13 protein-coding genes are annotated in these 13,071 nt (G+C 56.4%); 12 read left to right on the top strand and 1 reads right to left on the bottom strand.

The features are described 5' to 3' along the window. Positions 1-88: 88 nt before the first annotated feature. Positions 89-1,093, bottom strand: coding sequence for a flagella biosynthesis regulator Flk (gene flk, locus GVO84_RS15820; RefSeq protein WP_159514625.1), 1,005 nt, complete (start codon positions 1,091-1,093; stop codon positions 89-91). A 113-nt stretch (positions 1,094-1,206) separates the two neighbouring features. Between flk and pdxB the strand changes: the two genes are divergently transcribed. The 12 genes from pdxB to hisJ all read left to right on the top strand — a co-directional run bounded on the left by pdxB (position 1,207) and on the right by hisJ (position 13,036). After that, positions 1,207-2,343 (top strand): 4-phosphoerythronate dehydrogenase PdxB, encoded by a 1,137-nt coding sequence (gene pdxB / locus GVO84_RS15815; protein WP_159514624.1) that lies wholly within the window; start codon positions 1,207-1,209, stop codon positions 2,341-2,343. A gap of 67 nt (positions 2,344-2,410) precedes the next feature. Then, positions 2,411-3,424, top strand: a complete 1,014-nt coding sequence (locus GVO84_RS15810) for an aspartate-semialdehyde dehydrogenase (protein ID WP_039263237.1) — start codon at positions 2,411-2,413, stop codon at positions 3,422-3,424. Continuing rightward, complete coding sequence (gene truA, locus GVO84_RS15805; protein ID WP_023312566.1) at positions 3,424-4,236, top strand: tRNA pseudouridine(38-40) synthase TruA; 813 nt, start codon at positions 3,424-3,426, stop codon at positions 4,234-4,236. The genes GVO84_RS15810 and truA overlap by 1 nt, the downstream gene beginning before the upstream one ends. A 28-nt stretch (positions 4,237-4,264) precedes the next feature. Continuing rightward, the gene (locus GVO84_RS15800; RefSeq protein ID WP_159514623.1) at positions 4,265-4,924 is read left to right on the top strand and encodes a DedA family protein; all 660 of its coding nucleotides are present in this window, start codon (positions 4,265-4,267) and stop codon (positions 4,922-4,924) included. A 154-nt stretch (positions 4,925-5,078) separates the two neighbouring features. After that, positions 5,079-5,984, top strand: coding sequence for an acetyl-CoA carboxylase, carboxyltransferase subunit beta (gene accD / locus GVO84_RS15795; protein WP_023336427.1), 906 nt, complete (start codon positions 5,079-5,081; stop codon positions 5,982-5,984). Positions 5,985-6,054: 70 nt separating this feature from the next. Continuing rightward, positions 6,055-7,323, top strand: coding sequence for a bifunctional tetrahydrofolate synthase/dihydrofolate synthase (folC, locus tag GVO84_RS15790; RefSeq protein WP_159514622.1), 1,269 nt, complete (start codon positions 6,055-6,057; stop codon positions 7,321-7,323). After that, the gene (dedD, locus tag GVO84_RS15785) at positions 7,313-7,999 is read left to right on the top strand and encodes a cell division protein DedD (RefSeq protein WP_063145402.1); all 687 of its coding nucleotides are present in this window, start codon (positions 7,313-7,315) and stop codon (positions 7,997-7,999) included. Before folC ends, dedD begins: the two co-directional genes overlap by 11 nt. A gap of 254 nt (positions 8,000-8,253) precedes the next feature. Beyond that, positions 8,254-8,742 (top strand): colicin V production protein, encoded by a 489-nt coding sequence (gene cvpA, locus GVO84_RS15780; RefSeq protein ID WP_000262116.1) that lies wholly within the window; start codon positions 8,254-8,256, stop codon positions 8,740-8,742. 33 nt (positions 8,743-8,775) lie between these two features. Beyond that, a complete protein-coding gene (gene purF, locus GVO84_RS15775) occupies positions 8,776-10,293 on the top strand; it encodes an amidophosphoribosyltransferase (RefSeq protein WP_024908947.1) in 1,518 nt (505 codons plus the stop codon). Positions 10,294-10,382: 89 nt separating this feature from the next. Continuing rightward, positions 10,383-10,952 (top strand): UbiX family flavin prenyltransferase, encoded by a 570-nt coding sequence (locus GVO84_RS15770; protein ID WP_047346638.1) that lies wholly within the window; start codon positions 10,383-10,385, stop codon positions 10,950-10,952. Between the two features lie 291 nt (positions 10,953-11,243). Next, a complete protein-coding gene (argT, locus tag GVO84_RS15765; RefSeq protein WP_023312560.1) occupies positions 11,244-12,026 on the top strand; it encodes a lysine/arginine/ornithine ABC transporter substrate-binding protein ArgT in 783 nt (260 codons plus the stop codon). Positions 12,027-12,253: 227 nt separating this feature from the next. Beyond that, a complete protein-coding gene (gene hisJ / locus GVO84_RS15760) occupies positions 12,254-13,036 on the top strand; it encodes a histidine ABC transporter substrate-binding protein HisJ (protein WP_024908950.1) in 783 nt (260 codons plus the stop codon). Positions 13,037-13,071: the final 35 nt, after the last annotated feature.

The following is a 13,071-nucleotide window of genomic DNA, read 5'->3' as shown; positions in this document are numbered from 1 at the left end:
CGTTGTTGCCGGGTGGCGGCTGCGCCTTACCCGGCCTACGATTCGAGCCGTTGTAGGCCCGGTAAGCGCCGCGCCACCGGGCAAAACCTCAGGCAACCAGCCAGAAAATCGCCAGTGCAATCAGTAGCGCAATAAACATCAACCCCGGACGCGCAGAGAGCGTCCTGAACGTCTCGACGACCGGCGCAAACAGCGGGCTGTAGATCGGCTGAATGTTTCTCACCTCCGGCACGCTGCCTTCACGCTCGGCGCGACGAACGAAGATTTGATTGAGCAGATCCTGCACCTGCGCGGTGGTCAGTACCGTTTGCGGCGTGGCCTGCCAGTTTTGCTGGGCGTAATCCCGAATCACGTCGAGCTCATGCGGCTCAAGCGGCTGCTTCAGTGCCGCCTGGATGGTATGCAGGGTAGGGGCATTCTGGCTGCTAAGCGTCTGGCGCGCCTGGAGCCAGGTCACCAGATGAGTAAACTGTTTGGCCGGGATCAGCTCACCCGCCTTCACGCCGGACAGCTCCAGCATGGATTGCCAGATAAGCTTCGTCGGTTCGCCGGTAGCCGCAGCCAGCTTTGTCACCATCTGCTTGAGCGTGTTGTGCTCGGCGGGCAGCAGCGAACGCTCGGTCGCCGGACGCACCTGAGGCTGCGGAATCGACAGCTCGTTGTTCTGCAGCAGGGTCAGCACGGTTTTGAGCTGGTCGGGCGTCAGCTGCCCCAGCGCGGTCTGACCATACTGCTGGCGAATAAAATCACTCACCGCCTGGCGGTTGTTGCCCTGGCCCAGCAGCTCCGTCAGCTGAGCAACAATCTGGCGCGTGGTATGGTTCTGCTGCGCGTTATTGATACGCTGGTTCAGGTTTTGCTCGGCAGCAGGGAAATGACGCGACTGCAGCGGTGCGTCGTTCCTCACGCCTAGATCATGCTTAACCCCGGCCCAGACTTCCGCGTTTTGCTGTGAAGTCAGCGCAATCAGGCGCGTGATCAGTCGCTCCAGCACGGTGCGCTGTTGCGTGGATAGCGGTTGTTCACCGGCAACGTTTGGCGTGACGGGGCCTTCACCCGGAGGGCGTGGCGGCGTACCTGAAATGGGCTGCATCGTCAAAAATCCTTAAAGTCAAAACTCAGCGTAAACCAGGTATACGTATATGCCTGGCGGCCAGATTATGGCACACTTGACAGGTTTTCTTCCTCTCAAACAGGTACTCAGACGTGAAAATCCTCGTTGATGAAAATATGCCTTATGCCCGTGAGCTGTTTAGCCGCCTGGGTAACGTTAAGGCTGTCCCTGGTCGCCCGATCCCGGTCAACGAACTGGATGACGCAGACGCGCTGATGGTGCGCTCGGTGACCAAGGTAAATGAGGCGTTGCTTGCCGGTAAAGCGATTAAGTTTGTCGGAACCGCAACGGCAGGGACCGATCATGTGGATGATAAGTGGCTGAAGCAGGCTGGAATCGGTTTTTCCGCCGCGCCGGGCTGCAACGCCATTGCCGTTGTGGAATACGTTTTCTCCTCGCTGCTGATGCTGGCCGAGCGCGACGGGTTTGCGCTGAAAGACCGCACCGTGGGGATTGTCGGCGTGGGTAACGTCGGCGGACGCCTGCAAAAGCGCTTTGAAGCGTTAGGGATCCGCACGCTGCTGTGCGATCCGCCGCGCAAAGACAACGGCGATGAGGGCGATTTCCGCTCGCTGGACGAGCTGGTCGAACAGTGTGACGTGCTGACGTTCCACACCCCGCTGTTTAAAGAGGGGCCGTATAAGTCGCTGCATCTTGCAGACGAGGCGCTGATCCGTCGTCTGAAGGCTGGCACTATTCTGATAAATGCCTGCCGGGGTCCGGTCGTAGATAACGCCGCGCTGCTGAGATGTCTGAATGAAGGACAAGACCTCAGCGTGGTGCTGGACGTCTGGGAGCCGGAGCCGGATCTCAACGTTGAGTTGCTTAACAAGGTGGACGTGGGCACGGCACATATCGCTGGTTATACCCTAGAGGGGAAAGCGCGCGGTACGACGCAGGTCTTCGAGGCCTACAGCGCTTTTATCGGCCATCCGCAGCAGGTAGCGCTGGATACCTTACTCCCCGCGCCTGAATTTGGCCGCATTACCCTGCACGGTCCGCTCGATCAGGCAACGCTGAAAAGGCTGGTGCATTTGGTGTATGATGTGCGCCGCGATGATGCGCTGCTGCGTAAAGTGGCGGGGATCCCGGGTGAGTTTGATAAGCTGCGCAAGAACTACGTTGAGCGCCGCGAGTGGTCTTCCCTGTATGTAATGTGCGACGACGCGTCGGCGGCGACGCTGCTGCATAAGCTGGGATTTAACGCCGTTCATCACCCGGCACGTTAATGTCTTCTTAATGCTCCCTGTCGGATACTCCGGCAGGGACGCTTTTTTATTTCTGGAGTAAACCACCATGTCTGAAGGCTGGAACATTGCCATTTTAGGTGCCACGGGTGCCGTGGGCGAAGCCCTGCTCGAAACCCTTGCTGAGCGTCAGTTCCCGGTGGGCGATATCTATGCGCTGGCCCGTACCGACAGCGCAGGTGAGCATCTGCGTTTTAACGGTAAATCCGTCATGGTCCAGGATGCGGCCGCGTTCGACTGGACGCAGGCGCAGCTGGCGTTTTTCGCCGCGGGCGCTGAAGCGACTGCTGCGTACGTTGAAGAGGCAACTAACGCAGGCTGCCTGGTGATCGACCTGAGCGGTCTGTTCTCAATGGAGCCGGATGTGCCGCTGGTGGTGCCGGACGTGAACCCGTTTGTGCTGGCTGACTACCGCAACCGTAACGTCATTGCGGTTCCGAACAGCCTGACCAGCCAGCTGCTGACCGCCCTGAAGCCGCTGATCGACGACGGCGGCCTGTCGCGCATTACCGTCACCAGCCTGCTCTCCGCATCCGCGAACGGTAAAAAGGCCGTTGACGCGCTGGCCGGGCAGAGCGCGAAGCTCCTGAACGGTATCCCGATTGATGAAGATGATTTCTTTGGCCGCCAGCTGGCGTTCAATATGCTGCCACTGCTGCCGGACCGCGAGGGCTCCGTGCGCGAAGAGCGCCGCATCGTCGATGAAGTGCGTAAAATTCTGCAGGATGATGGCCTGATGATCTCCGCGAACGTCGTGCAGTCCCCGGTCTTCTACGGCCACGCGCAGATGGTTGGCTTTGAAGCCCTGCGTCCGCTGGCGGCAGAAGAGGCGCGCGACGCGTTTGGCCGTGGTGAAGACATCGTGCTCTCTGAAGAGAGCGAGTTCCCGACCCAGGTTGGCGATGCCACCGGCAGCGCGCATCTTTCCGTTGGCTGCGTGCGTAACGATTACGGCATGCCGGAACAGGTTCAGTTCTGGTCCGTTGCCGACAACGTCCGCTTCGGCGGCGCGCTGATGGCGGTCAAGATCGCTGAAAAACTGGTGCAGGAGTACCTGTACTGATGTCAGACGTGGAACAAAAGCCGGTCCATAGAATTGCCCTCGGAATTGAGTACGATGGCAGTAAATATTATGGCTGGCAGCGTCAGAACGAGGTGCGCAGCGTCCAGGAAAAGCTGGAAAAAGCGCTCTCTCAGGTAGCAAACGAGCCGATTAACGTCCTGTGCGCAGGACGTACGGACGCGGGTGTTCACGGTACGGGGCAGGTGGTTCACTTTGAAACCACTGCCGTGCGTAAGGATGCTGCCTGGACCCTGGGTGTAAATGCGAATTTGCCTGGTGACATTGCGGTGCGTTGGGTAAAAGCTGTGCCGGATGATTTTCACGCGCGCTTCAGCGCCACGGCGCGTCGCTACCGGTATGTCATCTACAACCAGCGCCTGCGCCCGGCGGTGTTAAGCCAGGGCGTGACGCATTTTTATGAACCGCTTGATGCGGAGCGTATGCATCGCGCGGCGCAGTGTCTGATTGGTGAAAATGACTTTACGTCGTTTCGTGCGGTGCAGTGTCAGTCCCGCACGCCGTGGCGCAACGTCATGCACATAAACGTCAGCCGTTTTGGCGCGTATGTGGTGGTGGATATCAAAGCCAATGCCTTTGTACATCATATGGTTCGGAATATTGTGGGCAGCCTGATGGAAGTGGGTGCCGGACACCAGCCGGAGAGCTGGATTGCAGACCTGCTGGCAGCGAAGGACAGAACGCTTGCGGCAGCCACGGCGAAAGCGGAAGGATTGTATCTGGTCTCAGTAGACTATCCGGATCGATTTGACCTGCCGAAACCGCCAATGGGCCCGCTGTTTTTAGCGGACTAAACAAAGGTGCAATTAGGGCTTAGACAATATGGACGTAATTCGTTTTTTGATTGATTTCATTCTGCACATTGATGTTCACCTGGCGGAGCTGGTCGCGCAGTATGGCGTCTGGGTTTACGCCATTCTGTTCCTCATTCTGTTTTGTGAAACCGGTCTGGTCGTTACCCCATTCCTGCCGGGGGATTCACTGCTGTTCGTTGCCGGGGCGCTATCGGCGTTACCCACTAACGATCTGAACGTGCATCTTATGGTTGTGCTGATGGTGATTGCCGCTATTGCCGGTGATGCGGTCAACTATACGATTGGACGGGTATTCGGTGAGCGGCTTTTCAGCAATCCTGATTCGAAAATTTTCCGTCGCAGCTATTTAGACAAAACCCATGCGTTCTATGAACGCCATGGCGGAAAAACCATTATCCTTGCGCGTTTTGTGCCTATTGTGCGCACATTTGCACCGTTTGTGGCGGGAATGGGGCATATGTCCTATCGTCATTTTGCGGCATACAACGTGATTGGCGCGCTGCTGTGGGTCCTGCTGTTTACCTATGCAGGCTACCTGTTTGGCGATCTTCCGATCGTTCAGGAAAACCTTAAGTTGCTGATTGTAGCGATTATTGTGCTTTCCGTACTGCCGGGCGTTATCGAAATCATTCGTCACAAACGTGCGGCGGCAAAACAAGCGAAGTAAATGCACGCTGGCGGTTCGACCACTTTTTTATCCAAAGTTTCGGGCTGTTATGTTTTAATGTGCAACATTCATGGTCTGTTGGAGGCAAAAATGGCATTATTCGCCTCTTATAGCAAAACTGGCATACGACCAGGTTCAGGCAGAAAGGTTATCAATGAGCTGGATTGAACGAATTAAAAGCAACATTACCCCAACGCGCAAAGCGAGCATTCCTGAAGGGGTATGGACGAAGTGTGATAGCTGCGGTCAGGTTCTGTATCGCGCAGAGCTGGAGCGCAACCTTGAGGTGTGTCCGAAGTGTGACCACCATATGCGTATGTCGGCGCGCAACCGCCTGCATAGCCTGCTGGACGAAGGCTCTCTGGTAGAGCTGGGTAGCGAACTCGAGCCAAAAGACGTGCTGAAGTTCCGCGATTCCAAAAAATACAAAGATCGTCTGGCCTCTGCTCAGAAAGAGACCGGCGAGAAAGACGCGCTGATCGTCATGAAAGGCACCCTGCACGAGATGCCGGTTGTTGCCGCTGCGTTTGAGTTCGCCTTTATGGGCGGCTCTATGGGCTCCGTGGTTGGTGCGCGCTTCGTGCGTGCCGTTGAGCAGGCGCTGGAAGATAACTGTCCGCTGATCTGCTTCTCTGCCTCCGGCGGCGCGCGTATGCAGGAAGCGCTGATGTCGCTGATGCAGATGGCGAAAACCTCTGCTGCGCTGGCGAAAATGCAGGAGCGCGGTCTTCCGTACATCTCCGTGCTGACCGACCCAACCATGGGCGGCGTCTCCGCGAGCTTCGCGATGCTGGGCGATCTGAACATCGCTGAGCCAAAAGCGCTGATCGGCTTTGCGGGGCCTCGCGTTATCGAGCAGACCGTTCGTGAAAAGCTGCCGCCGGGCTTCCAGCGCAGTGAGTTCCTCATTGAGAAAGGCGCTATCGATATGATCGTCCGCCGTCCGGAAATGCGCCTGAAGCTGGCGAGCATCCTGGCGAAGCTGATGAATCTGCCAGCGCCAAACCCGGATGAGCCGCGCGAAGGCGTGGTGGTACCGGATCAGGAACCCGAGGCCTGATAACTGAAAAGGGCAGGGCCGGTTGGCGCTGCCCTTTTGCTTTCTAATCTGTTAATGACAACCGGGCATTATGGAAAATAAAAGCATTCCCCAAGCCACGTCGCCCCTGGCCGCGTGGCTTTCTTATCTGGAAAACCTGCACAGTAAAACCATCGATATGGGGCTTGAGCGCGTAAGCCAGGTCGCCGCGCGTCTTGATGTGCTCAAACCGGCACCTTTCGTGTTCACCGTCGCGGGCACCAACGGTAAAGGCACTACCTGCCGCACGCTGGAATCTGTCCTGATGGCCGCGGGTTACAAAGTTGGCGTGTACAGCTCTCCACACCTGGTCCGCTATACCGAGCGCGTTCGCGTGCAGAACAGCGAGCTGCCAGAATCGGCGCATACGGCGTCGTTCGCGGAAATTGAAGCCGCGCGCGGCGAAATCTCATTAACCTATTTTGAATACGGCACCCTGTCGGCGCTGTGGCTGTTCAAACAGGCGCAGCTGGATGTGGTGATCCTGGAAGTAGGGTTGGGCGGACGTCTTGATGCGACCAATATGGTGGATGCGGACGTGGCGGTAGTCACCAGTATCGCGCTGGACCATATCGACTGGCTGGGCCCGGATCGTGAAAGCATTGGCCGCGAGAAGGCCGGTATTTTTCGCGCAAATAAGCCCGCCGTGGTCGGCGAGCCGGATATGCCGTACACCATTGCTGACGTGGCAAACGAGAAGGGCGCGCGTCTGCTGCGCCGCGGCGTTGACTGGCTGTATGAGGTTCAGGAAAACGTCTGGCGCTTTAGCGATGCGCAGGGCGCGCTGGACAACCTGCCGCTGCCGCAGGTGCCGCAGCCGAACGCGGCAACCGCGCTGGCGGCACTGCGCGCCAGCGGCCTCGCGGTCGGCGAGCAGGAGATCCGCGACGGCATTCAGAACGCAATTCTGCCCGGGCGTTTCCAGATTGTCAGCGAGTCACCGCGCCTGATTCTGGACGTGGCGCATAACCCGCATGCGGCGGCGTATCTCGCGGGACGTCTCAAATCGTTACCAAAAACCGGGCGCGTGCTGGCGGTTATCGGTATGCTTCATGATAAAGATATCGGCGGGACGCTGGCCTGCATGGAGAGTGTGGTCGATAGCTGGTATTGTGCTCCTCTGGAGGGGCCGCGCGGCGCGACGGCTGAGCAGCTGATGGAACATCTCGGCAAAGGCGCAATCTACAGTAGCGTGGCTCAGGCCTGGCATGCCGCGATGACGGATGCTAAACCAGAAGATACCGTGCTGGTGTGTGGGTCATTCCACACGGTGGCACATGTCATGGAAGTGATGGACGCGGGGAGAACCGGTGGCGAGTAAGTTTCAGAACCGTTTAACAGGAACCATTGTGCTGGTCGCGCTCGGGGTGATTATTCTCCCGGGTCTGCTCGACGGGCAGAAAAAGCATTATCAGGACGAGTTTGCCGCTATTCCGCTGGTGCCGAAACCGGGTGACCGCGATGAGCCGGATATGCTGCCAGCGGCGACGCAGGCGCTGCCTGCTCAGCCTCCGGAAGGGGCGGCGGAAGAGGTGCGTGCAGGCGATGCCGCCGCACCGTCGCTCGATCCGTCACGCCTGGCGGCAGCCAGCAACAGCGATATCGATCCGGTGCCGGTAGAGCAGCCTAAACCTGTTGAAAAACCGAAGCCGGTTGAGAAGCCGCAGCCGAAACCGCAGCGGGATAAAGCCGCAGAGCAGCTGGCTGCCGCGTCAGAAACCCCACCGCCGGCAAAACAAGACGCGGCGCCGACCGGAAAAGCGTACGTTGTTCAGCTCGGCGCACTGAAAAACGCCGATAAGGTCAACGAGGTCGTGAGCAAACTGCGCAGTGCGGGATATCGTGTTTACACTTCACCTTCCACGCCGGTGCAGGGTAAAATTACCCGTATCCTCGTGGGGCCAGAAGCGTCCAAAGACAAGCTTAAAGGTTCGCTCGGTGAGCTGAAGCAGATCTCCGGCCTGAGCGGTGTGGTGATGGGCTACAGCGCGAACTGATAAGATCTACCCCTCACCCTAACCCTCTCCCCAGAGGGGCGAGGGGATGGTTTGCTCCCTCTCCCTTGATGGAGAGGGCTGGGGGGAGGGGGAATGGCAGACGTCCAAAGAGACGTAATGAGCCAACGGCGTTGAACATTTTTTCAGCGCCTTTTTTATTTACGCGCGGGAAGGAAATCCCTACGCAAACGTTTTCTTTTTCTGTTAGAATTCGCCCCGAACTGGATGACAGGGCGTTAAATCGTGGGACATATATGGTCTGGATTGATTACGCCATCATTGCGGTGATTGGTTTTTCCTGTCTGGTTAGCCTGATCCGTGGCTTTGTTCGTGAAGCGTTATCGCTGGTGACCTGGGGTTGTGCTTTCTTTGTCGCCAGTCATTACTACACTTACCTGTCTGTCTGGTTCACGGGCTTTGAAGATGAACTGGTCCGAAATGGAATCGCTATCGCGGTGCTGTTTATCGCAACGCTGATTGTCGGCGCTATCGTGAATTACGTGATAGGTCAGCTGGTCGAGAAAACCGGTCTGTCAGGAACGGACAGGGTGCTCGGGATCTGTTTCGGGGCGTTACGAGGCGTGCTGATTGTGGCCGCGATCCTGTTCTTCCTGGATACCTTCACCGGGTTCTCCAAAAGCGAAGACTGGCAGAAATCGCAGCTCATTCCAGAGTTCAGCTTCATCATCAGATGGTTCTTTGACTATCTGCAAAGCTCGTCGAGTTTTTTGCCCAGGGCATAAACCCTGAGATGTGGCTTAACGAGGAAAAGACGAATGTGCGGTATTGTCGGTATCGCCGGTTTCATGCCGGTAAACCAGTCGATTTATGACGCGTTAACGGTGCTTCAGCACCGTGGGCAGGATGCTGCGGGTATCATCACCATTGATGCAAACAACTGCTTCCGTTTACGCAAGGCGAATGGCCTGGTAAACGATGTGTTTGAAGCCCGCCATATGCAGCGTCTGCAAGGTAATATGGGGATCGGTCACGTTCGTTATCCTACTGCTGGCAGTTCCAGCGCCTCTGAGGCACAGCCTTTCTACGTCAACTCACCGTATGGCATCACCCTTGCTCATAACGGCAACCTGACCAACGCGCATGAGCTGCGTAAAAAGCTGTTCGAAGAGAAACGTCGCCACATTAACACCACCTCTGATTCTGAAATCCTGCTCAATGTGTTCGCCAGCGAGCTGGATAACTTCCGTCACTACCCGCTGGAAGCAGACAACATCTTTGCTGCGATTGCCGCGACAAACCGCCAGATCCGCGGCGCGTACGCCTGCGTAGCGATGATCATCGGTCACGGCATGGTCGCCTTCCGCGATCCAAACGGCATTCGTCCTCTGGTGCTCGGCAAACGTGACCTCGGCGATGGCCGTACCGAATATATGGTTGCCTCTGAAAGCGTGGCGCTGGATACCCTGGGCTTCGAGTTCCTGCGTGACGTTGCGCCTGGCGAAGCGGTCTATATTACCGAGAAGGGCCAGCTGTTTACCCGCCAGTGTGCCGATAACCCGGTCAGCAACCCGTGCCTGTTTGAATACGTTTACTTTGCCCGCCCGGATTCCTTCATCGACAAGATTTCCGTCTACAGCGCGCGCGTCAACATGGGCACGAAGCTGGGCGAGAAGATTGCCCGCGAGTGGGACGATCTCGACATCGACGTGGTTATTCCTATCCCGGAAACCTCCTGCGATATCGCGCTGGAGATCGCCCGTATTCTGGACAAGCCATACCGTCAGGGCTTCGTGAAGAACCGCTACGTTGGCCGCACCTTTATCATGCCGGGCCAGCATCTGCGCCGTAAGTCCGTGCGCCGCAAGCTGAACGCCAACCGCGCGGAATTCCGCGACAAGAACGTTCTGCTGGTGGATGACTCCATCGTTCGCGGCACCACCTCTGAGCAGATTATCGAGATGGCGCGCGAAGCGGGTGCGAAGAAAGTCTACCTGGCCTCTGCTGCGCCGGAGATTCGCTTCCCGAACGTGTACGGCATCGATATGCCAACCGCCAACGAGCTGATCGCTCACGGGCGTGAAGTGGATGAAATTCGGCAGATCATTGGTGCCGACGGCCTGATTTTCCAGGATCTGAACGATCTCATCGATGCGGTGCGTGCCGAGAACCCGGAAATTCAGCAGTTTGAATGCTCCGTGTTCAACGGTATTTACGTGACCAAAGACGTTGACCAGCAGTACCTCGACTATCTTGATTCTCTGCGCAACGACGATGCGAAAGCCGTTCAGATGCAGAACGATCTTGAAAGTTTAGAGATGCACAACGAAGGTTGATGCTCCGGCAGGTGAGGGCGAAGGCCCTCACTTGCAACTCCCCGCAAAATCCTGCACAGTCTGCCCTGAAATCAGTAAGGGCGAAAATCATGAAACGACTCATTGTTGGGCTTAGCGGCGCCAGCGGCGCGATTTACGGCGTACGTCTGTTACAGGTTCTGCGTAACGTGGCGGAAGTTGAGACCCATCTGGTGATGAGCCAGGCGGCGCGGCAGACCCTCTCTCTGGAAACCGATCTCTCCCTGCGCGATGTTCAGGCACTGGCGGACGTGGTTCACGATGCCCGTGATATCGCCGCCAGCATCTCCTCAGGCTCGTTTAAAACGGCCGGCATGGTTATCCTGCCCTGTTCCATTAAAACGCTCTCCGGCATTGTGAACAGCTATACCGATACCCTGGTAACGCGCGCGGCGGATGTAGTGCTGAAGGAGCGTCGTCCCCTGGTGCTCTGCGTGCGGGAAACGCCGCTGCACCTCGGCCACCTGCGTTTGATGACCCAGGCCGCTGAGCTTGGCGCCGTCATCATGCCGCCGGTACCGGCGTTTTATCATCGCCCAACCTCGCTGGATGACGTGATTAATCAGACCGTTAACCGCGTGCTGGATCAGTTTGACATCGACCTGCCTGAAGATCTCTTCACCCGCTGGCAAGGGGCCTGATTCTGTGCACAAACAGAGTGCATGAAAAGAGACGTTGCCCTGTTTCAGGGCAATTATGCAACGGCGATCATATCCTCGACATTTAATTCGTTTTTTCCCTTTTTCTCTTTCCGGTTCGTTCGGCAGACCTGCTATCTTTCACCATTAAGGCAATATCGCAACGTTTTATTAACATATTTAACGTCGAAGTTTTGACCAGACGGCAATGTGGCATAAGACCTGCAAGATGAAGCCTGCAACACAACACACAACACAATACATAATAAAATCACGGTACTTGAGGGTAAATGTATGAAGAAGACGGTTCTGGCTCTGTCTTTGCTCGTGGGGTTAAGTGCGGCAGCAGGTAGCTACGCAGCGCTTCCACAGACGGTTCGTATCGGTACAGACGCAACCTACGCGCCATTCTCTTCCAAGGATGCGAAAGGCGATTTTGTGGGGTTTGATATCGATCTGGGAAATGAAATGTGCAAACGCATTGCGGTGAAATGCACATGGGTGGGCAGCGACTTTGACGCGTTAATCCCGTCGCTGAAAGCCAAGAAAATCGACGCCATTATCTCTTCTCTCTCCATCACCGAAAAACGTCAGCAGGAGATTGCCTTCTCTGACAAGCTCTACGCCGCGGATTCTCGCCTGATTGCGCCGAAAGGTTCCCCGATTAAGCCAACCATCGACTCGCTGAAAGGCAAGCATGTTGGCGTGCTTCAGGGATCGACTCAGGAAGGTTATGCCAATGCCACCTGGCGTGAAAAGGGTGTAGACGTGGTGGCTTACCAGAACCAGGATCTGATTTACTCTGACCTGGCCGCCGGCCGTCTGGATGCCGCATTCCAGGATGAAGTCGCCGCGAGCGAAGGCTTCCTGAAACAGCCTGCGGGTAAAGACTATGCGTTTGCGGGCCCGTCGGTAAAAGACAAAAAGTACTTTGGTGACGGCACCGGTATTGGCCTGCGTAAGGATGATACCGAGCTGAAAGCCGCCTTCGACAAAGCCTTTGCAGAGCTGCGTAAAGACGGTACTTACGACAAACTGGCGAAGAAATACTTCGACTTCAACGTATACGGTGAATAATAGCTGGCGCTAACGCACCGCAAAGGTGCGTTACGGGAGCGGTTGACCCAATGCGGTGCATTTGTTGCACCGTATTGGATCGCTTTGTGCATACTTACGCATTTATAATGCAAAAATTCCCGCCTGAAGGGCATTAGTCTTTGCCTGACAGAGGGGATTGATGGCACATTAGCACCACCCCGTCGTCGTAAAAAATCCCGTATGAAGACAGTTTGTTGAGGACAAATATGAAAAAACTCGTGTTGTCACTATCTCTGGTGCTGGCCTTTTCCAGCGCCACCGCGGCATTCGCAGCCATTCCGCAGAAAATTCGGATTGGTACCGATCCAACCTATGCGCCGTTCGAATCGAAGAATTCAAAGGGTGAACTGGTCGGTTTTGACATCGATCTGGCTAACGAGCTGTGCAAACGCATCAAAGCACAGTGTACCTACGTTGAGAACCCGCTGGATGCGCTGATCCCGTCCCTGAAAGCGAAAAAAATCGACGTGATTATGTCCTCGCTCTCCATCACCGAAAAACGCCAGCAGGAGATTGCCTTCACCGACAAACTCTACGCGGCCGATTCTCGTCTGGTGGTGGCTAAATCTTCTGACGTTCAGCCAACGCTGGAGTCCCTGAAAGGCAAACGCGTCGGCGTGCTGCAGGGCACCACGCAGGAAACCTACGGCAACGAACACTGGGCGCCGAAGGGGATTGAAATCGTCTCGTACCAGGGCCAGGAAAATATCTACGCTGACCTGACGGCAGGCCGAATTGATGCGGCTTTCCAGGATGAAGTTGCGGCAAGCGAAGGCTTCCTGAAAACGCCGGTGGGTAAAGATTACAAGTTTGGCGGCCCGTCCATTAAGGACGTGAAGTTGTTTGGTGTGGGCACCGGTATGGGCCTGCGCAAAGAAGACAACGAGCTGCGCGAGGCGCTGAACAAAGCGTTTGCTGAAATGCGCGCTGACGGCACCTACGACAAGCTGGCGAAAAAGTACTTTGATTTTAATGTTTACGGCGGCTAATCGCCCCGTCAAATAACGTGCGGCCCCTCCCGCTG

Source organism: Enterobacter sp. SM3 (assembly GCF_009811935.2).
GTDB lineage: Bacteria > Pseudomonadota > Gammaproteobacteria > Enterobacterales > Enterobacteriaceae > Enterobacter > Enterobacter asburiae_D.
This window is presented reverse-complemented; position numbering and strand designations above follow the sequence as displayed.